Consider the following 25,481-nt stretch of genomic DNA (forward strand, 5'->3'; position numbering starts at 1 on the left):
ATGTCATTTTATCAGCCTGCTCGGCCGCAGGCCGCTCAGGAGCGCGCCAGCACGACCACGCCGACCAGGATCACGGCGATGCCCAGCAGGCGCTGCGGCGGGATGGTTTCGCCGAGGAACACCCAGGCGCCGACCGCGGCCACCACGTAGCCCAGCGACAGCATCGGGTAGGCGATGCTCACGTCGGTGCGCGACAGGCCCATGATCCAGACCACCAGCGAGAGGGCATAGCAGGCCAGGCCGGCAAGGATGGGCAACTGGGTGGCGACCCGGATGAAGGTCTCTAAGGCGTTGCTCATCGTCAGGTGAATGGCGCCGCCGAGGGCATTGGTGCCGGCCTTGAGCAGGACCTGGGCAACGGCGTTCAGCAGCACGCCGGAAATGATGAATGCGAAAGTAGTGAGGTTCATTTTTTAAGAATAGGGATCACCGCGTGGCGATCACGGTACGGCGCGCATCGCCCGCGACCACGCGCAGCGGCACGCCCTGGCGCTGGAACTCGGCCACGAATTCCGGGCGCACGATGGCGATGCTCTTCTTGCCCGCCGCGGCATCGGCGCGCCACTGTTCGAGGAAGGCCGGGATGGTCGGGATGCCGAGTTCCGGCTGCTGCTCCAGGCCGAAGGCGAATTCGTCGGTGTAGTCGACCAGGGTGACCGGGCGGCCGAGGTAGAAGGTCAGCGACTGCTCGTAGATGCCGACCGAGTACACGCGGGTGGCCGGATTGGCGGCGCCGGCCGCCTTCATGGCGGGCAGCAGCCCGGCGCCGGCACGCACCTGGCCGATCGGCTCGAAGCCGGCCAGCAGCAGCTGCACGCCCGCGAAACCGGCGACGGCCAGGACCAGCACGGTCAGGTCGCGCTGCATCTGGCGCGTGTACAGCATGGCCAGGGCGCCGCCGATCAGCAGCACCAGGCCGGCCGCCAGCACCCAGGGCTGGTAGGCCGCGTACAAAACGTCCTCGCCCGGATGGCGGGCCAGCTTCAGCATGAAGGGCACGAAGCCCAGCAGGCCCGCGCCCAGCAGCGCGGTCAGGCCGGCGGTCAGCATGCGGCCGCGGCGCGTGCCGCCTTCCAGGTAATTGCCGATGAGCAGGGCCACGGCCGGGAATACCGGCACGATGTAGCCGGGCAGCTTGGAATTCGACTTGGTGAAGAACAGGATGATGAAGGCGGTCCAGACCAGCAGCATCAGGCGCGGCTTGAAGCGGCCCGGTTCAAGGGCGCGCTTCGCGCCCAGCACCAGGCTCTGCACCAGCACGCCGACCCAGGGCACGCTGCCGACGGCCAGCAGCACGAAGAACACGTACCAGGCGGCTTCGCGGTGATGTTCCTTCTTCAGGAAGCGGTCGAAGTGTTCGTGGATGAAGAAGAACCGCGGCTGCTCCGGATTCTTCAGGCCGACCAGCACGAACCAGGGCGCGGCGATCAGGAAGAACAGCAGCAGGCCTTTGACCAGGTGCAGCCGGGTCCAGATCTTCCAGTCGCGCGAAAACAGGGTATAGAAGACCAGGATGCCGCCCGGCAGCACCAGGCCGATCAGGCCCTTGGCCAGCACCGACAGCGCCATCCCGGCCCAGCACAGCAGCATCCAGTTGCGCTGCTGCGCAGGCGTGGCCTCGTCGCGCTGCGCGATCAGCAGGGCGCACAGGGCGATCGTCATCATGCCCGACAAGCTCATGTCGACCGAATTCACCTGGCTGCAGATGACCCAGTACAGCGAGGACGCGAGCACCAGGCCGGCGTAGAAGCCGACCCGGCTGCCGAACACGCGCATGCCGGTGTAGCCGGTCAGGCCGACGCCGAGCAGGCCGCACAGGCCGGTCCACAGGCGCGCCTGCCAGTCGCCCAGTCCAAAAATCTCGAAGGTCAGGGCGTTCATCCAGGTCTGCAGCGGCGGCTTCTCGAAGTACTTGATGCCGTTCAGGCGGGTGGTGATCCAGTCGCCGCTGGCGAACATCTCGCGCGCCATTTCGGCGTAGCGCCCTTCGTCGGGAGGGACCAGGGTCCGCGCCTTCAGCACGCCCAGCAGGACGGCGGCAAACGCGAGGAACAGGGTCCAGACGAGCGTCTTGTTCTTGTGGAGTTCTCTCATTCGATGATCAGCGCCAGGGTGACCTTGCGGCCTTCGCCCATCAGGATGTTATAGGTACGGCAAGCGGCATGGCTGTCCATGCTTTCCACGCCCACCTGCTTGCCGGAGAGGCTGGCGATCAGGCGCGGGTGCACGAAGCGCTGGCGTTCGCCGGTGCCCAGCACCACGACGTCGGGCATATCCAGGGCGATCTGCTCGAAATGCTCGGCGGTCAGGTCTTCGAAGCGGGTCACGTTCCAGGGACGCGGCGGCGTCTCGGGCATCACCAGCACGCTGTAGTCATAGCGCCTGGCGTTGATCTCGACGCCGGACTGGTCGTAGCCGGTGACGGTCTGGTATTTTTCGGTATTGCTGGTATGTAGCTTCATAGGAAAGCCATGGCAAGGATCGCAAGCCGCGTATTGTAACTGGGTTTAGTTGCAACGCCAGCCGTCAGTTGCTTAATCCCGGCGCTTTGGGCAGAATGGGATTTTTCGCATTGCAACAATTTTATTTTGGCAGGGTGACATTTTGCGACCGATCCTGAAATCGAACAAGCTGGATGAGGTGTGTTACGAAATCCGCGGCCCCGCGCTCGAGAGGGCGCGCCAGATGGAGGATGACGGCCACAAGATCATCAAGCTGAACATCGGCAACCTGGCCGTGTTCGGTTTCGACCCGCCGGACGAGATCGTGCAGGACATGATCCGCAACCTCCACGGCGCGGCCGGCTATACGGACTCGAAAGGCATGTTTGCACCGCGCAAGGCGGTCATGCACTACACCCAGGAAAAGAACATTTCCGGGGTCAAGATCGACGACATCTACCTGGGCAACGGCGCCTCCGAGCTGATCGTGATGGCGATGCAGGGCCTGCTCAACAACGGCGACGAGGTGCTGGTGCCGGCCCCCGACTACCCGCTGTGGACCGCGGCGGTCAGCCTGGCCGGCGGCAATCCGGTGCATTACGTGTGCGACGAGCAGGCCGGCTGGACGCCGGACATCGCCGACATGCGCAAGAAGATCACGCCGAACACGCGCGCGATCGTCGTCATTAACCCGAACAACCCGACCGGGGCGCTGTATTCGCGCGACGTGCTGCTGGAGATCGTCGAGCTGGCGCGCCAGCACGGCCTGATCGTCTACGCCGACGAAATCTACGACAAAACCCTCTACGACGACGCAGAACACGTGTCGATGGCCTCGCTGGCCGACGACGTGCTGTTCGTGACCCTGAACGGCCTGTCGAAGAACTACCGTTCCTGCGGCTACCGTGCCGGCTGGATGGTGGTGTCCGGCGAAAAACGCCATGCGAAAGACTATATCGAAGGCCTGAACATGCTGGCCTCGATGCGCCTGTGCGCGAATGCGCCGGGCCAGTTTGCGATCCAGACCGCGCTCGGCGGCTACCAGAGCATCGCCGACCTGGTGGCGCCCGGTGGCCGCCTGACGCGCCAGCGCGACCTCGCGCACAAATTACTCACCGATATCCCGGGTGTGTCCTGCGTCAAGCCAAAAGCGGCGCTGTACATGTTCCCCCGCCTCGACCCCAAGATCTACCCGATCGCTGACGACCAGCAATTTATCTGCGAGCTGTTGTCCGAGGAAAAAGTCCTGCTGGTGCAAGGCACCGGCTTCAACTGGATCGCCCCGGACCACTTCCGGCTGGTGTTCCTGCCCAATTCCGACGACCTGACGGATGCCTGCGGCCGCATCGCACGCTTCCTCGACGGCTACCGGCGCCGCCATTCGCGCTGAGAACAGAGTAAAACTTATTTATGAAACCCATCAAAGCAGGCTTGCTAGGCATCGGCACCGTCGGTGCAGGCACCTGGCACGTCCTCCAGCGTAACCAGGAAGAAATCCGCCGCCGCGCCGGCCGCGGCATCGAAGTGGCGATGGTCGCCGCCCGCAATCTCGAACGGGCGCGCCGAATCGTCGGCGAAGACGTCGAAGTGGTAGACGACCCCTTCGCGGTCGTCAACAACCCGGACATCGACATCGTCGTCGAACTGATCGGCGGCTACGAGCTGGCGCGCGAGCTGGTGCTGCAGGCGATCGCCAACGGCAAGCACGTGGTCACCGCCAACAAGGCCTTGCTGGCTCTGCACGGCAACGAGATCTTCGAAGCGGCCCAGGCCAAGGGCGTGATGGTGGCCTTCGAGGCCGCCGTGGCCGGCGGCGTGCCGATCATCAAGGCGCTGCGCGAAGGCCTGAGCGCCAACCGCATCGAATCGGTGGCCGGCATCATCAACGGCACCACCAACTTCATCCTGTCCGAGATGCGCGACAAGGGCCTGGATTTCGGCACCGTGCTGAAGCAGGCCCAGGAACTGGGCTATGCGGAAGCCGATCCGACCTTCGACATCGAAGGCGTGGACGCCGCCCACAAGCTGACCATCATGGCCGCGATCGCCTTCGGCATCCCGATGCAGTTCGCCAGCAGCCACATCGAGGGCATCAGCCAGCTGCAGGCGGTCGACATCCGCTACGCCGAACAGCTGGGCTACCGCATCAAGCTGCTCGGCATCACCCGCCGCACCGTGGTCGACGGCGCCGAAGGCATCGAACTGCGCGTGCACCCGACCCTGATCCCGTCCGCGCGCCTGATCGCCAACGTCGAAGGCGCGATGAACGCGGTGCTGGTGAAGGCCGACGCGGTCGGCACCACGCTCTACTACGGCAAGGGCGCCGGCGCCGAGCCGACCGCCTCCGCGGTGATCGCCGACCTGGTGGACGTGACCCGCCTGGCGACCGTCGATCCGACCTCGCGCGTGCCGCACCTGGCCTTCCATCCGGGCGAACTGGCCGATTTGCCGATCCTGCCGATGGAAGAGATCCGCACCGCCTACTACCTGCGCGTGTACGTGCAGGACCAACTGGGCGTGATGGCCGACCTGACCCGCATCCTGGCCGAAGCCGGCATCTCGATCGACGCCGTGCTGCAGAAGGAACCGGGCGAGAAGGCCCGCACCGACATCGTCATCATCACCCACCAGACGCGCGAAAAATACGTGAATGCGGCGATCGCCAAGATCGAAGCCTTGTCGACGGTGGTCGGCAAGGTCGTGCGCATTCGCCTGGAAAGCTTGGGCTAAAGGCCTCGATCGACCTGGCGCGCCGGATTGTCGAGGCCTCTAATTCGGCAGCCCGGCCTGCCCGGCGCCGCCGGGCGCCGGACTCCAGCAACTGAAAAAGTCGTCGGCGAATTCGTCGACGTACTGCGGCGGCGCCGCGGCGCGGATGTCGAGCGGTGCGGTCGTGAGGGCGAGCAGGTCCTGCTCGATCTGGTCGAACAGCGCATCGGCGGCGCTGTAGTCCTGGAGGCTGTAAGCGTGACGGGTCGTGTTCATGGGCGAATTTTAACCGCGCTGCAGCGCACAAGAACCTGTGTCCAGAATAGGACTTGTGCTCGGTCAAACGGCTAAAGTTTTGCCGTCGCGCATATTTGTCGGTGCGCAATATGGGTTGCCAAACAGCTCCTGTTTAGCAGCATTTGCCGATACTAAAGGGCCTGCCTGGCAGTCCTTGCCATGCTCGGCGCAGGCCGCCGGCTCAGGTTTGCGATAGCGCAAAGTCGTCTGTGTACGGACGCGCAACCGCCGCGGCGGCGAAGCGCACGCTCACCTTCAGGCCGCGGCCGTCGTCGGCGCTGCCGATGGCCAGGGTCGCACCGTGCAGGGTGGCAATGTCGCGCACGATGGCCAGACCCAGCCCGGTCCCGCCAGGGTTGGTTTCCAGCGCCGCCTGGGCGCGGTAGAAAGGCATGAACACTTTCTCGGCTTCCTCCTCGGCGATGCCCGGCCCGCTGTCCTGCACTTCCAGCAGCACGGCATCCATCACCCGGCGCACGCGCAGCAGCACGCTGCCGCCACGCGGCGTGTACTGGATGGCATTGTCGGCCAGGTTGCTCAGCATTTCGCGCAGCAGCAGTTCCTGGCCCGGCACCGTCGTGTCCTCGCCGTCCGCGGCTTCCAGCGCCAGGTCGATGTCTTTCTGCACCGCCGGCAGGGCCAGCTCCAGGCCGACCTGCTGGGCCAGCGCCGCCAGCGAGACCGGATGCGAGGGCGTGCTGCCGCTGCCGTGCTCGATGCGCGCCAGGGTCAGCAGCCGGTTCGCCAGGTGCACGGTCGCATCGGTGGTGGCCGCGATCGAGCGCACGATGGCCTGCATCGCGGCCGGGTCGTTTTCGCGCAGCGCCAGCTCGGCCTGGGTCTTGAGCACCGTGAGCGGGGTGCGCAGCTGGTGCGAGGCGTCCGCGATGAAGCGGCGCTGGCTGCCGATCAGGGTCTGCATGCGCGCCATGGTGCCGTTCATCGCCGCCACCAGCGGCCGCACTTCGCGGTGCACCATGCTGGCGTCGACGTCCGACAGGTCGTCCACCTTCCGCGTCTCGACCACTTGCTTCAGGCGCATCAGCGGCTGCAGCACCAGGCGTACCGCGAACCACACCAGGGTCGCCACCGCCAGCACCAGCAAAGCCTGGCGCAGCAGGGTGTTCAGCAGGATCCGCCGCGACAGCGCGCGCCGCGCATCCAGGGTCTCGCCGACCTGGATCAGGGCGATGCCGCGCATCGAATCGTCGTACACCGGCTGCAGCAGGGCGGCGATGCGCACCGGTTCGCCGTTGTAGTCGGCGTGATAGAAGCGCACCAAGGCCGGGTAGAGTTCCGAGCGTTTGACGTTCTTCGGCACCGGCGGCAGGTCGTCGTAGCCGGACACGGTCTCGCCGTTCAAGCCGCCGACGCGGTAGTAGATGCGGCCCAGGGTATCGGTTTCGAAGCTGTCCAGCGCCACGTAGGGCACGTCGGCCACCACCTTGCCGTCGCGGACCGAGACCCGCTCGGCCAGCGCGCGCGTGGACGCCAGCAGCGAGCGGTCGTAGGCGATGTCGGCCGCGTCGAGCGCATCGCGGTACAGCGACACCGCGTTCAATGCCACCAGCACCACCAGCGGCACGATCAGCCAGCGCAGCAACTGGCCGCGCAGGCTGCCGGGGGAGCGGGGCGTCTTCATCGCTAGGCCGCCGGCTTTTCCTGCAGCAGGTAGCCGATGCCGCGCAGGGTCGCGATGGCGGCGCCGCCGTCGGGGCGGCGGTCGAGCTTCTTGCGGACGCGGTGGATGTAGAGCTCGATGGCGTCGAGGTTGGCGTCGTCGTCGAGCGAGAACACTTCGTCGAACAGCTTTTCCTTGGACATGGCCTTGCCCGGACGCGAGATCAGCGCTTCCAGCAGCGCGTGTTCGCGCGGCGTCAGCGCCAGCGGCTCGCCGCAATAGCTGAACATGCGGCCGATGGTATCGAAGCTGAGCTGCCCGCACTGGTGCACGACCGCCTCGTTGCCGACGCTGCGGCGCAGCAGTGCTTTGACGCGCGCTTCGAGTTCGGCCAGTTCGAAGGGTTTGGCCAGGTAGTCGTCGGCGCCCAGGTTCAGGCCCTGCACCCGTTCTTCGAGGCCGCCGCGCGCGGTCAGGATCAGGACTGGCGTGCGGCCGCGCGCGCCGCCGCGCGCGCGCAGGCGGCGCAGCACGTCCAGCCCATCCATCTTCGGCAGGGTCAGGTCCAGGATCACCAGCGCATAGTCCTGGGTGTGGAGCAGGGCGTCGGCGTCGGCGCCGGTGGCCGCGCATTCGACGCTGAGCTTGGCGTCGCGCAGGGCCTTCGACACCCAGTGCGACAGTTCGACGTGGTCTTCGACTAACAGGATTCTCATCCCGCCAGTGTAAGCGCAAAGGCGCCGCAGCGAAAAGCGCCGTAACTGCGCCCGCCGGCTACGTGTTTTCCACAGTCGGACGTTGAAAGCTGATTGAAAGCTTCGTGCACATATAGTTGTTGCAAACAGAGCAGTCGCGAAAAGACTGCGAAGAATTACAACCACCGGAGACACCATGAAGAAGTCGGCCCTCGCGCTCGCCGTCCTGGCAGCGCTTTCCCTGAACACCACCGCCCACGCACAAACCAACGTCCAGGTCTACGGCCTGATCGACGCCGGCGTCGAACACGTGAACCATGCCGCCGCCAACGACGGCAGCGTGACCCGCGTGGTCTCGGGCGGCAAGAACACCTCGCGCTGGGGCTTCCGCGGCACCGAGGACCTGGGCGGCGGCCTGAAGGCTGTGTTCAACCTGGAAGGCGGCATCCTGATGGACACCGGCGCCTCGGATGGCAACCTGTTCAAGCGCCAGGCCAACGTCGGCCTGGAAGGCAGCTTCGGCCGCGTCGTGATCGGCCGTTCCTTCACCACGACCTATGACCTGGTGATCAAGGTCGACCCGATGGGCTTCGCGCCCAACTATTCCTGGGCCACCAGCGGCAACGCCACCGGCCCGTCGAAGTACGGCATGACCACCGCCTTCGACAACCTGATCAAGTACACCGGCAAGACCGGCGGCTTCGTCTACGGCGCCACCATCGGCCTGGGCGAGCAGGCGGGCAATTCCGCCGACGGCCGCAAGTACGCGGTCGGCGGTTCCTGGACCGGCGGCGGCCTGCTGGTGATGGCCTCCTACGAGCAGGTCAACGGCAATAACCTGGCCGCTACCGGCCGGCGCGACGAAACCACCGCCTTCCACGTGGGCGCCGACTACAAGACCGGCCCGTGGCGCATCGACGCCGCCATGCGCGGCTACAAGCTGGCGTCGGGCAAGGCCGCCACCCCGGACGTGCGCGGCGACACCTACTGGGCCGGCGTCAGCTACAACCCGAACGCCTGGACCCTGACCGGCGCGGTCTACCACGTGAACACCAAGAACCTGGCTGCCGACAAGGATGCCGACCCGACCATGCTGGTGGCGCGCGCGATGTACGCGCTGTCCAAGCGCACCGACCTCTACGTGGCTGCCGCGCATGCGAATGCCGACCACGGCCAGCTGGTGGGCCTGTCGCGCGACGATCCGGGCTTCGCCTCGAACCAGACCGGCGTCACCGCCGGCATCCAGCACCGCTTCTGACCCGGCGCCGGCCACGCACCGCTATGATGGGCGCCATGAACATCCTGCGTACCTTCCTGATCCCGTTCCTCGCACTGGCCTGCCTGCAAGCCGGCGCGAGCCAGCCCGGCGACGTCGAATGCCTGGTGCCGTCCAAACCGGGCGGCGCCATGGACGTGACCTGCAAACTGGCCCGCAAAGCCTTGCAGGACAAGTCCGGCGCGCCGCCATTCAAGCTGACCTACATGCCGGGCGGGATCGGCGCGGTGGCGTGGCACACCATGGAATCGTCGCAGCGCCGCGCCGAGCCGAACACCCTGGTCGCGTTCTCCGGCGGCTCGCTGCTGAACCTGGCCCAGGGCAAGTTTGGCAAGGCCAGCGAGGACGACGTGCGCTGGGTCGCCGCGCTCGGCGCCGACTACGGCATGATCGCGGTGCGCGCCGATTCGCCCTATCGCAGCCTGGGCGAGCTGGTCGAGGCGCTCAAGCAGGATCCGCAGAAGGTCCTGATCGGCATGTCCGGCACCATCGGCAGCCAGGACTGGATGAAGATGGCGCTGCTGGCGCGCCACGCCGGCATCGATCCGCGCAAGCTGCGCTTCGTCGCGCTCGAAGGCGGCGGCGAGGAATTCACGGCGATGCAGGCCGGCTACGTGCAGGCGATCTCGGGCGACACCTCGGAAGCCGCCATGTACGCCGGCCCCGGCAAGGTGCGGGTGCTGGCGGTCATGTCCGAACACCGCCTGAGCGGCGTGCTGGCCGCGGTGCCGACCGCGCGCGAGCAGGGCTATGACGTGGTCTGGCCGGTGATCCGCGGCGTCTGGATGGGACCGGGCGTGCCGGATGCCGACTACCGGCGCTGGGTCGCGGCCTTCGACCGCCTGCAGGCCACGCCGGAATTCGCCCAGCTGCGGGCCCAGGCCGGGCTGTTTCCCTTTTCCCTCACCGGCGACCCCTTGACCCGTTATATCAAACAGGCCGTCCTCGATTACAAACAGAAGGCCAGGCAGTTCAAGCTCGTGCGCGAACACTGAAGCCTGCGCCATCAAGTACACACCCAAGGAGACAAGACATGCAAGCCACCAAATTCATCCTGCGCGCAGCCGTCGCCACCGCCATTGCCGCGCTGTGCGGCGGCCAGGCCCTGGCCCAGGTGCCGGCCGGCTACCCGGCCGCCTACCAGCAGATCGTCGACGGCGCCAAGAAGGAAGCCAAGCTGGTGATCTACGGCGCCACCGACAGCAAGGCGGTCGCGCCGCTGGTCAAGGATTTCAATGCGCTGTACCCGGGCATCACGGTCGAGTACAACGACATGAATTCGACCGAGGTGTACAACCGCTTCATCTCGGAAGCAGCGGCCGGCGGCGACACCGCCGACGCCCTGTGGTCCTCGGCGATGGACCTGCAGATCAAGCTGGCCGCCGGCGGCTACGCGATGGCCTACAAATCGGTCGAAGCGGCGAAGATCCCCGCCTGGGCCTCGTGGAAGGACATGGCCTACGGCACCACCTTCGAGCCGGCCGTCTTCGTATACAACAAGCGCCTGGTGACCGGCGCGGACATCCCGCAGACCCACGCCGACTTCGTGCGCATCATCAGCCAGCCGAAGTTCCAGGACAAGGTCACCACCTACGACATCGAGAAATCCGGCGTCGGCTTCATGTTCATGAGCCAGGACGAGCGCGACTTCGCGCAGTTCAAGCAGCTCGAGCAGGCCTTCGGCACGGCCAAGGTACGCGTGCAATCCTCGACCGGCACCATGCTGGAGCGGATCTCCTCGGGCGAGAACCTGATCGGCTACAACGTCATCGGCTCCTACGCGCTGGTGCGCGCCAAGACCGACCCGTCGCTGGGCGTCGTGCTGCCGAAGGACTATACGCTGGTCATGTCGCGCGTCCAGTTCATCAACAAGTCGGCCAAGCATCCGAACGCCGCCAAGCTGTGGATGGACTACATCCTGTCGCAGCGCGGCCAGACCGTCATCTCCAACGCCTCCAAGCTGTACGCGATCCGTGCCGACGTCACCGGCGAGACCACTTCGAGCGAACTGATCAAGCAGATCGGCGAGAAGAACATCAAGCCGCTGCCGGTCAGCCCGGCCGTGATGGAGTACCTGGACCCGGCAATCCGCATGGCCTTCCTGAAAGAGTGGAAAGCCACCGCCGGCAAGAAGTAAAGCTTCCTGAAGCACCCGCGGCGGGGCAGGCCCGCCCGCCGCGCCCCGTTTTCGCCGCCTGATCGGACTCTCACATGCCTAGCTTCTCACTTCCCGGCGCCCGCCTGAAATCGCAGGGCGCGGACGGCTCGCCTGCCGCGCGCCGCTTCCGCTTCAACTGGCCGCGCACCATCGTGGTCGTGCTGGCCCTGCTGGCGATCTTCCTGCCGCTGTTCCTGATTTTTTACCAGAGCGTGCTGACGGCGCCTTTCTTCATGCCCGACAAGCAGCTCGGGCTGGACGCCTTCCGCTTCATCTTCGACGACCCCGATTTCTGGATGGCATTCAAGAACGGCATGCTGCTGGCTTCCGGCCTGGCGGCGATCGCGGTGCCGCTGGGCGGCATGCTGGCCTTCCTGATGGTGCGCACCGACCTGCCGGGCCGCGGCTGGATCGCGCCGCTGCTGCTGGTGCCGATCTTCGTGTCGCCGATGGTGATGGGCTTCGGCTACGTGGTGTCCATGGGGCCGGTGGGCTTCTATACCACCTGGGTGCACCAGCTGCTCGGCATCATCCCGTGGAACGTGTATTCCTTCACCAGCATCGTCGTGATCGCCGGCCTGACCCACGTGCCGCACGTCTACCTGTACGCCTCCTCGGCGCTGAAGAGCCTGGGCTCGGACGTGGAAGAGGCGGCGCGCACCACCGGCGCCTCGCCGTGGCAGGTGATGTTCAACGTGTCGCTGCCGATGATCATGCCGGCCCTGGCCTATGCCGGCGTGCTGGTGTTCTTCCTCGGCTTCGAGGTGTTCGGCCTGGTGCTGGTGCTGGGCGACCCCGAAGGCCACCTGGTGCTGGCGACCTACTTATATAAACTCACGAACAAGCTGGGCACGCCGTCCTACCACCTGATGGCGGCGGTGGCCGTGTGCCTGGTGGCGGTGACCATGCCGCTGGTGATGCTGCAGCGCTGGCTGCTGAAGTCGGCCAACAAATACGTCTCGATCAAGGGCAAGGGCGCGCGCCAGAAGCCGCTCCCGCTGGGCAAGTGGAAATGGCTGGCGATGGCCGTGATCGGCGCCTGGATCATGGTCACCATCGTGCTGCCGCTGTCCGGCATCGTGCTGCGCTCCTTCGTCCAGTACTGGGGCGAGGGCGTCAAGCTGGCCGACGTCCTGACCCTGCAGCACTTCCGCGACATCTTCGAGCAGCCTTCGCTGGTGCGCGGCATCGTCAACACCATCCTGATCGGCGTGGTGGGCGGCGGCCTGGCCGTGGTCTGCTATACCGCCATCGCGCTGGCCATGCACCGCAAGCCGGACGGCGTGACCCGCCTGCTGGACTACAGCGTGCTGGTGCCGCGCGCGGTGCCGGGCCTGCTGGCTGGCCTGTCCTTCCTGTGGGTCTTCCTGTTCGTGCCGAGCTGGCTGGACACGATGCTGAAGGGGATGGACGCCGGCTGGGCCACCTGGCTGTCCGAGCACTTCATTCCGCAGCTGCGCCAGGTGCGCTCGACCATCTTCGCGCTGTGGCTGGCCTATTCGGTGGTGTGGCTGGCCTACGGCATGCGCCTGGTTTCGACTTCGCTGCTGCAGGTCGGCCCGGAACTGGAAGAGGCGGCGCGCGCCGCCGGCGCCAGCCGCGGCCGCGTGACCCGCGACGTCACCCTCCCGCTGATCAAGTTCGGCATGCTGGGCGGCTGGCTGATGGTCTTCCTGATCTTCGAACGCGAATACTCGACCGGCGTCTACCTGCTGTCGCCCGGCACCGAAGTGATCGGCGCGATGCTGGTCTCGCTGTGGGCCGGCGGTTCGACCGACCTGGTGGCCGCGCTGTCCTTCATCAACATCACGCTCGTGGCCATCGGCCTGGGCATCGCGCTGCGCTTCGGCGTCAAGCTGCACAACTAATTTTTGCGAGACATGACCATGAACGTTTTGACCGTCAACGACCTGCACCTCGACTACGGCAGCGGCGCTTCCGCCAACGCTATCCTGAAAGGCGTGTCGATGCACCTGCAGCGCGGCGAAGTGGTGGCGCTGCTGGGCCCTTCGGGCAGCGGCAAGACCACGCTGCTGCGCGCCGTGGCCGGGCTGGAAAGCCCGAAAGCCGGCACCATCGACATCGGCGAGCGCCGCGTGTTCGAAGGCGCCAAGGGCGGCCGCACGCTGGAATTGCCGGCGGAAGAGCGCAACCTCGGCCTGGTGTTCCAGTCCTATGCGCTGTGGCCGCACAAGACCGTGTTCGACAACGTGGCCTACGGCCTCAAGCTGCGCAAGATCGCCGCGCGCGAGATCAAGGAGAAGGTCAACGAAGTGCTGGCCCAGCTCGGCCTCGGCCACCTGGGCGAGCGCTTCCCGCACCAGCTGTCCGGCGGCCAGCAGCAGCGCGTGGCGATCGCCCGCGCCCTGGTGTACAACCCGCCTGTCATTTTGCTCGACGAGCCGCTGTCCAACCTCGACGCCAAGCTGCGCGAGGAAGCCCGCGCCTTCCTGCGCGAGCTGATCGTGCGCCTGGGCCTGTCGGCCCTGATGGTGACCCACGACCAGGCCGAGGCGATGGCGATCTCGGACCGCATCCTCCTGCTCAACAACGGCAAGATCGAGCAGCAGGGCACCCCGCAATCGATGTACGAGGCGCCGGACACCCTGTTCACGGCCGAGTTCATGGGCAGTAACAACCGCCTGCCGGCGCAGGTCGTGCAGCGGAACGGCAGCGGCGGCGCGCGCCTGCAGGTGGGCGGCCGCGAGCTGAACGCGACCGCGCGCGGCCTGGGCGAGGGGCAGGATGCGTCGGCCCTGATCCGCGTCGAGGAAGTCAGAATCGGCCGCAGCCCGGTCGCCAACGGCATCGAGCTGCCGCTGTTGACGTCGATGTACCTGGGCGACCGCTGGGAATGCCTGTTCAAGAGCGGCGATGCGCACCTGCGCGCCTATTCCAAGCACCGCCTGGACCCGGGCCAGTACTGGCTCGAAATGCCTGCCGAGAAGCTGTGGGTGTTTTAAATGGGCCGCTGCGGACATTTCTGCCGGCGCTGGCGCTAGCCTTCCTCGCAGCCGAAGCCTGCATCGCGCTCGACACCCCGCTGCCCTGGATGATCGGGCCGCTGTTCTCCACCGCCATCGCCTGCATGCTGGGCGCGCGGCTGGGGGCGCCGGTGCAGGCGCGGGAAGCGGGGCAGTGGGCGATCGGCACCGCGCTCGGCCTTTATTTCAGCGCGCCGGTGCTGGCCGCGCTGGCGCGCAACCTGCCGTGGATCGCGCTGGCGGTGGCCTTCGCGATCTGCCTGGGGATGGCCGCCGGCGCCATGCTGCGCCGCCTGTCCGGCTGCGACGACGCCACCGGCTTCTTCGCGATGGCGGTCGGCGGCGCCTCCGAGATGGCGGTGCAGGCCGAGCGCCATGGCGCCGTGGTCGAGCGCGTCGCGGCCGCCCACAGCCTGCGCATCATGATGGTGGTCGGCACCATCCCCTTTGCCGTACGCTGGTGGAGCAGCCATGGCTGGGGCGCCGGCATCGATCCTTTCGTACCACTCGCCGCGAGCGTGCACCCGGGTGGCTTGCTGGTCCTGATCGCAGTGACTTCCATCGCCGCACTGGTCCTGAAACGCCTGAAGCTGCCGAACGCCTGGGTGATCGGCCCGCTGCTGGTGGCGCTGGCGCTGACCGCGGCCGGCATCGAACTCTCGCGCCTGCCCGAGTGGATGATCCGATGCGGCCAGCTCTTCATCGGCATCTCGCTGGGCACCCGCTTCACGCCGCGCTTCGTGCATACCGCCCCGCGCTACCTGGCCAGTGTGGCCGCCTGCACGGCCGGGACCATGCTGCTGGCCGCTGCCTTCGCCCTGTGCCTCGCGCTTCTGACGGACCTGCATCCCGGCACCATGCTGCTGGCGACTTCGCCGGGCGGCATCGCCGAGATGTCGCTGACGGCGCGCGTGCTGCACCTGGGCGTGCCGGTCGTGACGGCCTTTCACGTGTCGCGCATGGTGGTCGTGGTGTTGGCGATCGGGCCCTTGTACCGGGGTTGGAAGCGTCTGCATTGAGTCGCTTCATCGGCGACTTTGATTGACAAGACTGCGGAAGCTGAGGCCAAAGGTATCGGAATCTGCTGCCTTTGCTTAACGTCTAGCAACATTCTATGTTCAAGGCCGGTCTTGTGTTGTAGATTGTGGCATCCAATCACCTGCCACCATCGAGCACATGAGCCACACGAGCCAGTTTTCCTTGCTGACCCAGCGCCGCTTCGGTCCCTTTTTCTGGACCCAGTTCCTCGGCGCCTTCAACGACAACCTGTTCAAGACTGCGCTGCTGGTCGTGCTGACTTATGACGCGCTGTCCTGGACCACGCTGGCCCCAAGCCTGCTCAACAACCTGATCCCGGGCCTGTTCATCCTGCCCTACGTCGTGTTCTCGGCCACCGCCGGCCAGATCGCGGACAAGATCGAAAAGGGCAGGCTGGCGCGCTGGGTCAAGCTGCTCGAAATCGTCATCATGTCGGTGGCCGCCATCGGCTGGTTCACGCACACCCTGTGGCTGCTGATCGCCGCGGTGGCCGGCATGGGCGTGCATTCGACCCTGTTCGGCCCCGTCAAATACGCCTACCTGCCGCAGCACCTGAAGCCGGAAGAGCTGGTGGGTGGGAATGGCGTGATCGAGATGGGCACCTTCGTCGGCATCCTGCTGGGCGAGGTGATGGGCGCGGTGCTGGCCGGCCAGGGCGCCTGGGGCGTACACATGGTGGCCGGCGGCACCATCGCCGTGGCGGCGATGGGGCTGGCGACCAGCTGGCGCATCCCGGTCTCGCCGGCGCCGGCGCCGGACCTCGTCATCAGCCGCAATCCGGTCGCGGAATCGCTGCGCAACCTGGGCTACTCGCGCCAGAACCGTACCGTGTTCCTGTCCATGCTCGGCAATTCCTGGTTCTGGTTCTACGGCGCCCTGGTGCTGTCGCAGTTCCCGCTCTACGCCAAGGAGTACCTGCACGGCGACCACAGCGTCTTCGTGCTGCTGCTGACCATCTTCTCGCTCGGTATCGGCACCGGCTCGCTGCTGTGCGAGAAGCTCTCGGGCCGCAAGGTCGAGATCGGCCTGGTGCCCTTCGGCGCGATCGGCCTGTCGCTGTTCGGCATCGACCTGTATTTCGCCAGCCAGGCGTATGTGAATACGGCGGCCGTGGATTTCCTCGGCCTGCTGCACCAGCAGGGCACCTGGCGCATCCTGCTCGACCTGCTGCTGCTGGGCGTATTCGGCGGCTTCTTCATCGTCCCGCTGTTCGCCCTGATCCAGACCCGCTGCGACCCCAAACACGTCTCGCGCACCATCGCCGGCATGAACATCCTGAATGCCCTGTTCATGGTGGCCGCGGCCGGCGTCGCCGTGTTCCTGATCGGGCAGGGCTTCACGATCCCGGAGATGTTCCTGACCACCGCGCTGCTGAACGCGGTGGTCGCGATCTACATCTTCTCGCTGGTGCCGGAATTCCTGATGCGCTTCCTGGCCTGGCTGCTGATCCACACCATCCACCGCGTCTCGACCGTGAATGCCGAGCAGATTCCGGAGCAGGGCGCCGCGGTCCTGGTCTGCAACCACGTGAGCTACGTCGACGCGATCGTGATCATGGCCGCCAGCCCGCGCCCGATCCGCTTCGTGATGGACCACCGCATCTTCAGGACGCCGCTGCTGGGCTTCATCTTCCGCACCGCCAAGGCGATCCCGATCGCGCCAGCCAAGGAAGACCCGTGGCTGATGGAAAAGGCCTTCGTCGACATCGCCCAGGCCCTGCACGAAGGCGAGCTGGTCTGCATCTTCCCGGAGGGGAAACTGACGCGCGACGGCGAGATGGGCGAATTCCGCGGCGGCATCGCCAAGATCGTCGAGCGCAGCAAGGTGCCGGTGATCCCGATGGCCCTGCGCGGCCTGTGGGGCAGCGTGTTCTCGCGCGACCCGGCCAACGTCTTCGAGCGCTCCTTCGCGCGCGGCTGGCGCTCACGGCTGGCGCTGGCGGTGGGGCGGCCGGTCCCGCCGCAGGAGGTCACGCCGGAGGGGCTGTACGAGGAGGTGCTGGCGCTGCGTGGTGAATGGAAGTAACAAAAGGCCTTATCATTTTGTTCGCCTCTGGTATAATTGCAAACTAAGTCGGGGCGTAGCGCAGCCTGGTAGCGTACGTGCATGGGGTGCACGGGGTCGGAGGTTCGAATCCTCTCGCCCCGACCAATAGAATTGATGAGATGGGCCAGCTTTTTAGCTGGCCTTTTTCGTTTAAGGCAGGCGGACGCCATGACTGCCATGCCTCAGCAGGCGGGCCGAGCCCGCTGCGCAATCCGGCTCAGCATGGCTCAGCGTGGCTCTGCTTGGGGTGGGTTTTCCGAATCCCGGCGCCTGGCCTGTGCGAACGCGGGCGGCAACAATGACGATGCCGGCGCCTGCTATTGGGATACGCTTGCTGTCTGGTTCTGGCCGCTCAAGTGAGCGTGGGATGTTTCGTCAGCATGCTAGGATTGCCCTTTCCACAAAGGATCCGACATGGGAACCAGTGCTGCCTCCACCGCAAGCTACCGCGACCACGACATCGCCATCCACCCGTCCGGCCGGCCTGGAGACAGCCTGACGGATGCCTTCATGATCCTGGAGCCGACCACCAATCCGATGTTCACGCGCACGCTCTACGAACATCCCCACGACCGGATCAAGAAGTACGGCACCGAAGACGAAGCCAGGGAAGCCGCCCTGCAGTTGGCGCGCGCCTGGATCGACGCGCGGCTGGACAAGCGGGTCGAATAGACCTCGAACCGCCGGTGGTTAGTGCGCGCTGCGCGCCGCCCGCTGCCTGAATAGCAGAATACAAGTCAACATGAAGCCGAACAGCGCCGCCGACGCCGCGTAGCGGCTCAGTTCGAGGCCGCCCTTGTCGTGCGGCTTGTCCAGGAAATCGCCGACCACCGCGCCCAGTGGGCGGGTCAGGATGAAGGCGGCCCAGAACAGGGCCGTGCGCGAGATCGCGGTCCAGTAATACGCTGCCGCGACCAGGGCCAGCAGGCCGCCGAACACCAGGGCGGCGCCGGTGTAGCCCAGGCCGGCCGTGTCGGCGGTCCAGTCGCCGAGCGCGGTGCCGAGCGTCTGGGAAAACATGATCGTCACCCAGTAGAAGCCTTCCACGCGCGGCGAGTCGACCGTGCTGACGGAAATCGAGCCCGTGCTGCGATGCCAGACGAACAGGGACGCCAGCAGCAAGGCCAGCAGCAGCGCCGAACCGCCGGCATAGCCGATACCCAGCGAACGGTCGGCAAAGTCCGCCAGCGTCGTGCCCACCGTGGTGGTGGCGACGATCGTGGCCCAGTACAGCAAAGGGTGGAATGTGCGCGCCCTGATCTGCAGGAACACGGCGGCGGCGAACACCGCGCCAAAGATGGCGGTACCGACCAGGTAGCCGAGGTTCATCGACATCGAAACGGCGTCGCCACCGGTTTCGCCCAGCGTGGTGGCGGCGATCTTGATCAGCCAGAAGCCGAGGGTGATTTCGGGGACTTTGGCGAGCGGATGCTCAGGCGAGGTTTTCATGCCCGCCAATGTATCAGATGATGATGGAGTTGCTGTTTCCTAATGTTTCTCGTGCGCTCTTGAGATCCGTTATGCTCGAGACTACATGCCAAACCTGCTCACCGACTGGATCCTCCACCTCGACACCCACCTTGCAGCCCTCGCCGCCGGTCATGGCGCGATGGTGTACACGCTGCTGTTCGCCTTCATCTTCGTCGAGACCGGCGTCGTCGTCCTGCCTTTCCTGCCCGGCGACTCGCTGCTGTTCGTCGCCGGCGCGCTGGCCGCCAAGGGTGTGTTCTCGATGCCGGTGCTGGCGCCGACCCTGATAGTCGCCGCGATTGCCGGCGACACGCTGAATTTTGCGATCGGCAGCGGGATGCGCAAGCACGTGCTGGACGCGCACCGGATCCGCTTCGTCAAGCAGGAATACCTCGAGCGCACCCAGGCCTATTTCGACCGCCACGGCCGCAAGACCATCGTGCTGGCGCGTTTCGTGCCGGTCGTGCGCACGCTGGCGCCTTTCGTCGCGGCGCTGGGCAAGATGCCTTATCCGGGCTTCCTCGCCTATAACGTCATCGGCGGCCTGGCCTGGGTCGGCCTCCTGCTGGGCGCCGGCCACCTGTTCGGCCACCTGGCCTGGGTCAGCCAGCACCTGACGATGGTCATCCTGGGCATCGTGCTGGTCTCCATCCTGCCGGGCGTAACCGGCTGGATGAAGGACCGCAAGGCCTAGCGCGCGCCCCGGTGCGCCCAGGTGTACAGCGCTGGCAAAATCAGCAGGGTCAGGGCCGTCGACGACAAAATCCCGCCGATGACCACCGTGGCCAGCGGCCGCTGCACCTCGGCCCCGGTGCTGGTCGCCAGCGCCATCGGCAGGAAGCCCAGCGAGGCCACCAGCGCCGTCATCAGCACCGCCCGCAGCCGCACCTGCGCGCCCTCGCGCATCGCCTGTTCGGGCCCGAGGCCCTGCTCGCGCAGGGAGCGCACGAAGGCGATCATCACCAGGCCGTTCAGCACCGCGACCCCGGACAGCGCGATGAAGCCGACCGCCGCCGAGATCGACAGCGGCAGGCCGCGCAGCCACAGCGCCAGCACGCCGCCGCTCATGGCGAAGGGGATGCCGCTGAAGACCAGCAGCCCGTCCTTCACGCTGTTGAACATCAGGTAGAGCAGGGCGAACACCAGCGCCAGCGCCGCCGGGATGACGAGGGTCAAACGCTTCGAGGCCGCCTGCAGGTTCTCGAACTGGCCGCCCAGGCTGAGCCAGACGCCCGCCGGCAGTCTGACCTTGTCCAGCTTCGCCTGCAGCTCGCCGACGAAGGAGCCCAGGTCGCGTCCGCGCACGTTGGCGGTGACGACGATGCGGCGCTTGCCGTTCTCGCGGCTGATCTGGTTCGCTTCCGGCACGAAGTCCAGCGTCGCGATCTCCGACAGCGGAATGCTGGCCGAACGGCCGTCGCGCGCCGGCAGCGCGATCGGCAGCTGGCGCAGCCTGGCGAGGTCGTTGCGGACGCCTTCCGGCAGCCGCACGGCGATGGCGAAGCGGCGGTCGCCTTCGAACACCATGCCGGCCTCGCGGCCGCCGACCAGGGTGCCGAAGGCTTCCTGGACGTCGGCCACGTTCAGGCCGTAGCGCGCGGCCTTGATGCGGTCCACGGACAGCGTCAGCGCCGGCAGCCCGCCGGTCTGCTCGACCTTGATCTCCGCGGCGCCGCCCACCTTGCCCAGCATCTGGGCGACCTGCTGGGCGGCGGTCGTCATCGCCGCCGTGTCGTCGCCGAAGACCTTGACGGCGATGTCGCTGCGCACGCCCGAGATCAGTTCGTTGAAGCGCAGCTGGATGGGCTGGGAGAACTCGTAGCTGTTCCCCGGCACCTCGTTGGCGGCCCTGGCGATCGCCTCGACCAGCGCCGCATGCGACTTGCGCGGCTTCGGCCACTGGCTTTCCGGGCGCAGGATGATGTAGCTGTCGGCGGCGTTCGGCGGCATCGGGTCGGTCGCCACCTCGGCGGTGCCGATGCGCGCGAACATGCGCTCGATTTCCGGGAACTGCTTCAGCAAGGCCGCTTCGAGATGCTGCTGCATCGCCACCGACTGCTGCAGGCTGGTGCCGGGCGCCCGCATCGTCAGTACCGCCAGGTCGCCCTCGTCCAGCGTGGGCGCGAACTCGGCCCCCAGCCGGGTCGCCAGCAGTCCGCTCAGGAGGATGCCCAGCGCGGCGAAGCTCAACGCGATGGGGCGGTTGCGCAGGGTCCAGTCCAGCAGCGGCGCGTACAGGCCGCGGGCCTTGTCCATCAGCTTGTTTTCGTGGCCTCCCACGCTACCCACGAAGCTCGCGACCGCGGCCGGCACGAAGGTGACCGACAGGAGCATCGCCGCGGCCAGCGCCATCACCACCGTGATCGCCATCGGGTGGAACATCTTCCCCTCGATGCCGGACAGCGCGAAGATGGGCAGGTAGACCGTCATGATGATCAGCTGGCCGAACAGCAGCGGACGGCGCGCCTCGGCCGCCGCCGCGGCGACTTCGGCGAAGCGCTCTTCGCGGCGCAAGGGCCGGCCGGCCGCGCCCTGGGCCAGCGCCAGGCGGCGGATGCAGTTCTCGACGATGACCACCGCGCCGTCGACGATGATGCCGAAGTCGAGCGCGCCGAGGCTCATCAGGTTGGCGCTGACCCCGGCCTCCACCATGCCGGTGAAGACCATCAGCATGGACAGCGGAATCACCAGCGCCGTCACCAGGGCGGCGCGCAGGTTGCCGAGGAAGAGGAACAGGATCGCGACCACCAGCAGCGCGCCTTCGAGCAGGTTCTTGCGCACGGTGGCGATGGCCTTGTTCACCAGTACCGAGCGGTCGTAGACGGGCAGGGCCTGCACGCCGGCCGGCAGCGAACGGCTCACCTGTTCCAGCTTGCGCCGCGCGCTCTCCGCCACCGCGCGGCTGTTTTCGCCGACCAGCATGAAGACCGCGCCGAGCACGACCTCGCGCCCATTCTCCGTCGCGGCGCCGGTGCGCAGCTCGCGGCCCGGCATGACCTCGGCGACGTCGCGCACCCGCACCGGCGCGCCCTGCACGACGTCCAGCACGATGTTGCGGATTTCCTCCTGCGACTTGACCTGGCCCGGCGTGCGCACCACGAACTGTTCGCCGCCGCGCTCGATGTAGCCGGCGCCGGCATTCAGGTTGTTGCGGTCGATCGCGTTCACCAGCGCGGCCAGCGACAGGCCGTGGGCCGACAGCTTCGCCATGTCGGGCGCCACCTGGTACTCCTTCAGGTAGCCGCCGATGGTGTTGACCTCGGTGACGCCGGCCACGCCGCGCAGCTGCGGGGCCACGATCCAGTCCTGGATCTCGCGCAGGTCGGCCGGCGTCCAGGGGCTGCCGTCCGGCTTGCGCGCGCCTTCCTTTGCTTCGACGGTCCAGTAGAAGATCTCGCCCAGCCCGGTGGCGGTGGGGCCCATGGCCGGTTCCACGCCGGGCGGCAGGCCCGCCTTGGCCTGCTGCAGGCGCTCGCTCACCAGCTGGCGCGCGAAGTACAGGTCGGTGCCCTCCCTGAACACCACGGTGACTTGCGACAGGCCGTACTTCGACAGCGAGCGGGTCTGCTCGAGCCGGGGCAGGCCGCTCATCGCGGTCTCGATGGGGAAGGTGATGCGCTGCTCGACCTCGAGCGGCGAGTAGCCGGCGGCGCCGGTGTTGATTTGCACCTGGACGTTGGTGATGTCCGGCACGGCGTCGATCGGCAGCTGCTGGTAGCTGTAGACCCCCAGGCCGGCCAGGCAGGCCACGGCGAACAGGACCAGCCAGCGGCGCGCGATGGCGAAGGCAATCAGTTTCTCGAACATGGCCGCCCCTCAGTCGTCGTGGCCGGCTTCGGATTTCCCGAGCTCGGCCTTGAGGAGGAAGCTGCCGGCGGCCGCGTAGGAGGCGCCGGCCGCCATGCCCGTCACGATTTCGGTGCGCTTGCCGTCCGAGCGTCCCACGCTGACTTCCCGCGCCTGGAAGCCGGTGGGCGTGCGCACGAACACGAAGTCGTGCTCGTGGATGGTCTGGATGGCGTCGCTGGCGACCGTCACCGGCGCCTGTGCCGGTGGGCCCAGCAGGTCGACCGTGGCCAGCATCCCTGGACGCAGCTTGCGCGCCTGGTTGGGCAGCGCGATCCGGGCGGTGGCCATGCGCGTGGCCTCGCCCAGCACCGGGCCGACGAAGGACACCGTGCCGTCGAGCGCGCCGGGCAGGGCGTTGACGCTGATCCGGGCCGGCATGCCGGGCCCGACCTGCGCCAGGCTGTCGGCGGGAACAGCCGCCTCGACCCAGACCCGCGACAGGTCCGCGATCGTCAGCAGCGGCTTGCCGGCATCGACCGCCTGCCCGGCGACGGCCGGTTTCTCGATCACCACGCCGTCCAGCGGCGCGCGCACGGTGACGATGCTCGATACCTTGCCGTCCGCCGCGATGCCCAGCGCGTCCAGGCGCTGGCGCGCCGCCTGCGCGGCGATCTCCGCTTCCTTCAGCGCGGTCTGCGCGGCCTCGAGATCCTGGCGCGCCGAGATGCGCTCCTCCCACAGGGTCTTCTCGCGCTGGTACGCGGTCTTCGCCAGGGCCAGGCGCGCCTGGGCGCTGGCCAGTTCGGCGCGCCAAGCAGCGGCGTCCGGGCTCTGGATCGTCACCAGCGCCTGTCCGCGCCGGACCGCGGCGCCGGCCTGCACCAGCACCGACTGCGCGATGCCTTCCACCGGCGCGCCGATCGCGACCGAGCGCTCGGCGTCGACCCGGATCTCGGCCGGCAGGTGCAGCCGCTCCTGGATCGTCGCGGGCCCGGCCGGTTCGACGGCGATGCCGTTGGCCTTGATCTGCGCCGCGCTCATCGGCACGGCGCGCTCGTCCTCCTGGCCGCCCGGCGCGGCCTCGTCCGGATGGCGGTCGTCGTGGCCGTGGGAATCCTTGTGCGCGGCGTGTTCGCCGGTTTGCGCGCCGGGTGCGGCGGGTTGCCGCCACAGGATCAGGGCGGCAAGGAGGGCGGCGACCGCGCACATCAGCGCGATCGTCCATGTCTGCTTCTTCGTCATGTCTTGTCTCAGTCGGTGGATGCGGTGGGGCCGGCGATGCGTTCGATGTCGGCATAGGCGCGATACGCGGCGAGCATGCTGTCCGAGGCCCGGGACTGGGCCTGGAACCAGGTGCGCTGGGCGTCGAGCACGTCCAGGATCGAGAACTTGCCGTACTCGAAGCCCTTCAGCGTCAGCTCGTAGGCCGATTGCGCATCCGGCAGCACGTCCCGCTGCAGCAGGCGCGCTTCCTCGCGTGCAGCGTCGTAGCGGGTGCGGGCGCTGGCCAGCTCCGCCGCGGTGTTCGTCTCGGCGGCGGCGAGTTCGTCGCGGGCCTTGTCGGTGCGCCGCAGCGCCGCACGCAGCTTGCTCTCGTTGCGCTTGAACAGCGGCAGCGGCAGGGACAGGCCGACCACCGCCTGGCGCCGGCCGGCGTCGCCTTCGCGCTGGCTGCCGACGGACAGCGTCAGGTCGGGCAGCCGCGCGGCCCGTTCGACGCCGGCCTGCGCCTCCTGCAGCGCCAGCTGGCTGCGCGCGCGCCGGACCGAGGCCGACGCGCGGGCGCGGGCGAGCAGGACGCCGGCAGGCTCGAGGTCCGGGAGCCGGTCCGCTTGCCCGTCCAGGACGAGGGTCCCGGCCGGCATGCCGGTCAGGGCGCCCAGCCGGTGCCTGGCGACGGCGAGTTCGGCGCCGGCCTGGTTCGATTCGGCGGCGGCGTCCACCGCCGCCAGGCGGGCGCGGGTCTCGGCGATGGGCGAAATCTTGCCGGCCCGGACGCGCTTGCCGGCCACCTCGACGCTCCTGCGCGCGAGTTCGCCCATGGCCTGGGCCAGCTGCAGGCGCCGCTGCGCGATGAGCACCGCATACCAGCCGGCGATGACTTCCGCGCGGACTTCCTGGCGGCGCGCGGCGAGTTCGCTGTGCGCGAGGCCGGCGGCCTCTTGCGCCAGGGCGGCGCGGGCCTGGCGTTTGCCGCCCAGCTCGATCGTCTGGTTGATCTGGACGGTGGTGGTGCGCGTGTCCCGCTGCTGGCCTTCGCGCAGCCAGGCGAGTTCGGGATTGGGGTAGCTGCCGGCCTGGCCGATGGCGGCCTCGCTCGCCGCTGCTTCATGGGCGGCGGCGCGCAGGGCGGGTTGCGCGAGCGCCAGGCGGATCGCGTCCGTCAGGTCGATGGGCTCGGCCGCGCAGCTGCCCCACGCCAGCAGGAATACGGCGGCCAGCATGGCTGGACGCCTCTTGGGGGTGTTCATGGTCTGCTCCTGAAATGGTCTGTTCAGGCGCGCGGGAGGTGCGGGCCGGCTGGCCCGCCATGCAAGGATCCGCGCGCTACTCAGCGGCGGAAGACCATTTGGGGCGCTCCAGGCGGCGCCTTGGCGGCGCGGTCGGACCCGGCAAGGTGAAGGCCGTGCGCTCCATGTGATGCGCTGCGGCAGGAAGGTCGATGCTGCCGGAAGGAAGGTAGAAGATGTGGCCGAACACGCAGGCGGCGCAATGCGGGTCGGCCAGGGCGCCCTGGCCATCGGCGGCGGCGGCGACAGCCTGCGCCGCGGTGGCGCCATCGCCTGGCGCGGCGCTGTGGTGGGTCACGCCGGCAGGCGTCGTCACGCAGCACTGGTCCGCCACGGCCAGGGCAACCTGGAATGGGTAGACGAGCAACAGCATGATGATGATCCAACGGCGCATGGGGGCATGATACCGGCAATTGCGGGATCGGCAAACCGTCGCCGATCGGCCTC

General features: G+C 67.5%; 22 protein-coding genes and 1 tRNA gene. 12 read left to right on the plus strand and 11 right to left on the minus strand.

Features of this window, described 5'->3' with window-relative positions; all coding sequences use genetic code 11:
- Positions 1-35 precede the first annotated feature (35 nt).
- Genes ACFPO9_RS07175 through ACFPO9_RS07185 form a run of 3 tightly spaced genes read right to left on the minus strand, consistent with a single transcriptional unit; the run spans position 36 to position 2,462 of the window.
- Positions 36-410 carry an EamA family transporter gene (locus ACFPO9_RS07175; RefSeq protein ID WP_379768879.1) on the minus strand — a complete coding sequence of 125 codons (375 nt, stop codon included), beginning with the start codon at positions 408-410 and terminating at the stop codon, positions 36-38.
- A gap of 16 nt (positions 411-426) precedes the next feature.
- Positions 427-2,094 carry a glycosyltransferase family 39 protein gene (locus tag ACFPO9_RS07180; protein WP_379768881.1) on the minus strand — a complete coding sequence of 556 codons (1,668 nt, stop codon included), beginning with the start codon at positions 2,092-2,094 and terminating at the stop codon, positions 427-429.
- On the minus strand, positions 2,091-2,462 hold the full coding sequence (locus ACFPO9_RS07185; protein ID WP_379768883.1) for an Mth938-like domain-containing protein: 372 nt from the start codon (positions 2,460-2,462) through the stop codon (positions 2,091-2,093). The genes ACFPO9_RS07180 and ACFPO9_RS07185 overlap by 4 nt, the downstream gene beginning before the upstream one ends.
- 142 nt (positions 2,463-2,604) lie before the next feature.
- Between ACFPO9_RS07185 and ACFPO9_RS07190 the strand changes: the two genes are divergently transcribed.
- Together ACFPO9_RS07190 and ACFPO9_RS07195 are read left to right on the plus strand one after the other, a co-directional pair.
- Positions 2,605-3,831: a pyridoxal phosphate-dependent aminotransferase gene (locus ACFPO9_RS07190; protein ID WP_379768885.1), complete on the plus strand. Its 1,227-nt coding sequence runs from the start codon at positions 2,605-2,607 to the stop codon at positions 3,829-3,831.
- 20 nt (positions 3,832-3,851) lie between these two features.
- A complete protein-coding gene (locus ACFPO9_RS07195; protein WP_379768887.1) occupies positions 3,852-5,171 on the plus strand; it encodes a homoserine dehydrogenase in 1,320 nt (439 codons plus the stop codon).
- A 39-nt stretch (positions 5,172-5,210) separates the two neighbouring features.
- Here the strand turns inward: ACFPO9_RS07195 and ACFPO9_RS07200 are convergent, their stop codons facing one another.
- From ACFPO9_RS07200 to ACFPO9_RS07210, 3 genes are all read right to left on the minus strand, one after another.
- A complete protein-coding gene (locus tag ACFPO9_RS07200) occupies positions 5,211-5,426 on the minus strand; it encodes a hypothetical protein (protein ID WP_379768889.1) in 216 nt (71 codons plus the stop codon).
- Between the two features lie 202 nt (positions 5,427-5,628).
- Positions 5,629-7,089, minus strand: a complete 1,461-nt coding sequence (locus tag ACFPO9_RS07205) for a sensor histidine kinase (protein ID WP_379768891.1) — start codon at positions 7,087-7,089, stop codon at positions 5,629-5,631.
- 2 nt (positions 7,090-7,091) lie between these two features.
- Complete coding sequence (locus ACFPO9_RS07210; protein ID WP_379768893.1) at positions 7,092-7,784, minus strand: response regulator; 693 nt, start codon at positions 7,782-7,784, stop codon at positions 7,092-7,094.
- A gap of 175 nt (positions 7,785-7,959) precedes the next feature.
- On the opposite strand from ACFPO9_RS07210, the gene ACFPO9_RS07215 reads away from it, so the two are divergent.
- From ACFPO9_RS07215 to ACFPO9_RS07255, 9 genes are all read left to right on the plus strand, one after another.
- Positions 7,960-9,021, plus strand: a complete 1,062-nt coding sequence (locus ACFPO9_RS07215; RefSeq protein WP_379768895.1) for a porin — start codon at positions 7,960-7,962, stop codon at positions 9,019-9,021.
- 35 nt (positions 9,022-9,056) lie between these two features.
- Entirely contained in the window at positions 9,057-10,034 is a 978-nt protein-coding gene (locus tag ACFPO9_RS07220; protein WP_379768897.1) for a Bug family tripartite tricarboxylate transporter substrate binding protein, read from the plus strand.
- Between the two features lie 38 nt (positions 10,035-10,072).
- Positions 10,073-11,176, plus strand: a complete 1,104-nt coding sequence (locus ACFPO9_RS07225) for an ABC transporter substrate-binding protein (protein ID WP_379768899.1) — start codon at positions 10,073-10,075, stop codon at positions 11,174-11,176.
- A gap of 74 nt (positions 11,177-11,250) precedes the next feature.
- Entirely contained in the window at positions 11,251-13,065 is a 1,815-nt protein-coding gene (locus tag ACFPO9_RS07230) for an ABC transporter permease (protein WP_379768901.1), read from the plus strand.
- Between the two features lie 18 nt (positions 13,066-13,083).
- Complete coding sequence (locus tag ACFPO9_RS07235) at positions 13,084-14,160, plus strand: ABC transporter ATP-binding protein (RefSeq protein ID WP_379768903.1); 1,077 nt, start codon at positions 13,084-13,086, stop codon at positions 14,158-14,160.
- The gene (locus tag ACFPO9_RS07240) at positions 14,148-15,200 is read left to right on the plus strand and encodes an AbrB family transcriptional regulator (RefSeq protein WP_379768905.1); all 1,053 of its coding nucleotides are present in this window, start codon (positions 14,148-14,150) and stop codon (positions 15,198-15,200) included. Before ACFPO9_RS07235 ends, ACFPO9_RS07240 begins: the two co-directional genes overlap by 13 nt.
- A 157-nt stretch (positions 15,201-15,357) precedes the next feature.
- Positions 15,358-17,244, plus strand: coding sequence for an MFS transporter (locus tag ACFPO9_RS07245; protein ID WP_379768907.1), 1,887 nt, complete (start codon positions 15,358-15,360; stop codon positions 17,242-17,244).
- A 49-nt stretch (positions 17,245-17,293) separates the two neighbouring features.
- Positions 17,294-17,370 (plus strand) — tRNA-Pro (locus ACFPO9_RS07250).
- A gap of 309 nt (positions 17,371-17,679) precedes the next feature.
- On the plus strand, positions 17,680-17,937 hold the full coding sequence (locus ACFPO9_RS07255; protein ID WP_379768909.1) for a hypothetical protein: 258 nt from the start codon (positions 17,680-17,682) through the stop codon (positions 17,935-17,937).
- A gap of 18 nt (positions 17,938-17,955) precedes the next feature.
- On the opposite strand, the gene ACFPO9_RS07260 is transcribed toward ACFPO9_RS07255, so the two are convergent.
- The gene (locus ACFPO9_RS07260) at positions 17,956-18,714 is read right to left on the minus strand and encodes a COG4705 family protein (protein ID WP_379768911.1); all 759 of its coding nucleotides are present in this window, start codon (positions 18,712-18,714) and stop codon (positions 17,956-17,958) included.
- Positions 18,715-18,799: 85 nt separating this feature from the next.
- Between ACFPO9_RS07260 and ACFPO9_RS07265 the strand changes: the two genes are divergently transcribed.
- A complete protein-coding gene (locus ACFPO9_RS07265) occupies positions 18,800-19,429 on the plus strand; it encodes a VTT domain-containing protein (protein ID WP_379768913.1) in 630 nt (209 codons plus the stop codon).
- On the opposite strand, the gene ACFPO9_RS07270 is transcribed toward ACFPO9_RS07265, so the two are convergent.
- From ACFPO9_RS07270 to ACFPO9_RS07285, 4 genes are all read right to left on the minus strand, one after another.
- Complete coding sequence (locus ACFPO9_RS07270; RefSeq protein WP_379768915.1) at positions 19,426-22,542, minus strand: efflux RND transporter permease subunit; 3,117 nt, start codon at positions 22,540-22,542, stop codon at positions 19,426-19,428. The genes ACFPO9_RS07265 and ACFPO9_RS07270 overlap by 4 nt on opposite strands.
- Positions 22,543-22,551: 9 nt before the next feature.
- On the minus strand, positions 22,552-23,766 hold the full coding sequence (locus ACFPO9_RS07275; protein ID WP_379768917.1) for an efflux RND transporter periplasmic adaptor subunit: 1,215 nt from the start codon (positions 23,764-23,766) through the stop codon (positions 22,552-22,554).
- Between the two features lie 8 nt (positions 23,767-23,774).
- Positions 23,775-24,995, minus strand: a complete 1,221-nt coding sequence (locus ACFPO9_RS07280; protein ID WP_379768920.1) for a TolC family protein — start codon at positions 24,993-24,995, stop codon at positions 23,775-23,777.
- A gap of 76 nt (positions 24,996-25,071) precedes the next feature.
- Entirely contained in the window at positions 25,072-25,428 is a 357-nt protein-coding gene (locus tag ACFPO9_RS07285; RefSeq protein WP_379768922.1) for a hypothetical protein, read from the minus strand.
- Positions 25,429-25,481 lie beyond the last annotated feature (53 nt).

The organism is Massilia aerilata (assembly GCF_042656905.1).
GTDB classification, from domain to species: Bacteria; Pseudomonadota; Gammaproteobacteria; order Burkholderiales; family Burkholderiaceae_D; genus Telluria; species Telluria aerilata.

What these genes read in the sequence shown, in the direction of transcription:
- ACFPO9_RS07175 (WP_379768879.1), bottom strand. Translation starts at nt 410, where the DNA reads ATGAACCTCACTACTTTCGCATTCATCATTTCCGGCGTGCTGCTGAAC.
- ACFPO9_RS07180 (WP_379768881.1), bottom strand. Translation starts at nt 2,094, where the DNA reads ATGAGAGAACTCCACAAGAACAAGACGCTCGTCTGGACCCTGTTCCTC.
- ACFPO9_RS07185 (WP_379768883.1), bottom strand. Translation starts at nt 2,462, where the DNA reads ATGAAGCTACATACCAGCAATACCGAAAAATACCAGACCGTCACCGGC.
- ACFPO9_RS07195 (WP_379768887.1), top strand. Translation starts at nt 3,852, where the DNA reads ATGAAACCCATCAAAGCAGGCTTGCTAGGCATCGGCACCGTCGGTGCA.
- ACFPO9_RS07200 (WP_379768889.1), bottom strand. Translation starts at nt 5,426, where the DNA reads ATGAACACGACCCGTCACGCTTACAGCCTCCAGGACTACAGCGCCGCC.
- ACFPO9_RS07205 (WP_379768891.1), bottom strand. Translation starts at nt 7,089, where the DNA reads ATGAAGACGCCCCGCTCCCCCGGCAGCCTGCGCGGCCAGTTGCTGCGC.
- ACFPO9_RS07210 (WP_379768893.1), bottom strand. Translation starts at nt 7,784, where the DNA reads ATGAGAATCCTGTTAGTCGAAGACCACGTCGAACTGTCGCACTGGGTG.
- ACFPO9_RS07215 (WP_379768895.1), top strand. Translation starts at nt 7,960, where the DNA reads ATGAAGAAGTCGGCCCTCGCGCTCGCCGTCCTGGCAGCGCTTTCCCTG.
- ACFPO9_RS07220 (WP_379768897.1), top strand. Translation starts at nt 9,057, where the DNA reads ATGAACATCCTGCGTACCTTCCTGATCCCGTTCCTCGCACTGGCCTGC.
- ACFPO9_RS07225 (WP_379768899.1), top strand. Translation starts at nt 10,073, where the DNA reads ATGCAAGCCACCAAATTCATCCTGCGCGCAGCCGTCGCCACCGCCATT.
- ACFPO9_RS07230 (WP_379768901.1), top strand. Translation starts at nt 11,251, where the DNA reads ATGCCTAGCTTCTCACTTCCCGGCGCCCGCCTGAAATCGCAGGGCGCG.
- ACFPO9_RS07235 (WP_379768903.1), top strand. Translation starts at nt 13,084, where the DNA reads ATGAACGTTTTGACCGTCAACGACCTGCACCTCGACTACGGCAGCGGC.
- ACFPO9_RS07245 (WP_379768907.1), top strand. Translation starts at nt 15,358, where the DNA reads ATGAGCCACACGAGCCAGTTTTCCTTGCTGACCCAGCGCCGCTTCGGT.
- ACFPO9_RS07255 (WP_379768909.1), top strand. Translation starts at nt 17,680, where the DNA reads ATGGGAACCAGTGCTGCCTCCACCGCAAGCTACCGCGACCACGACATC.
- ACFPO9_RS07260 (WP_379768911.1), bottom strand. Translation starts at nt 18,714, where the DNA reads ATGAAAACCTCGCCTGAGCATCCGCTCGCCAAAGTCCCCGAAATCACC.
- ACFPO9_RS07265 (WP_379768913.1), top strand. Translation starts at nt 18,800, where the DNA reads ATGCCAAACCTGCTCACCGACTGGATCCTCCACCTCGACACCCACCTT.
- ACFPO9_RS07270 (WP_379768915.1), bottom strand. Translation starts at nt 22,542, where the DNA reads ATGTTCGAGAAACTGATTGCCTTCGCCATCGCGCGCCGCTGGCTGGTC.
- ACFPO9_RS07275 (WP_379768917.1), bottom strand. Translation starts at nt 23,766, where the DNA reads ATGACGAAGAAGCAGACATGGACGATCGCGCTGATGTGCGCGGTCGCC.
- ACFPO9_RS07280 (WP_379768920.1), bottom strand. Translation starts at nt 24,995, where the DNA reads ATGAACACCCCCAAGAGGCGTCCAGCCATGCTGGCCGCCGTATTCCTG.
- ACFPO9_RS07285 (WP_379768922.1), bottom strand. Translation starts at nt 25,428, where the DNA reads ATGCGCCGTTGGATCATCATCATGCTGTTGCTCGTCTACCCATTCCAG.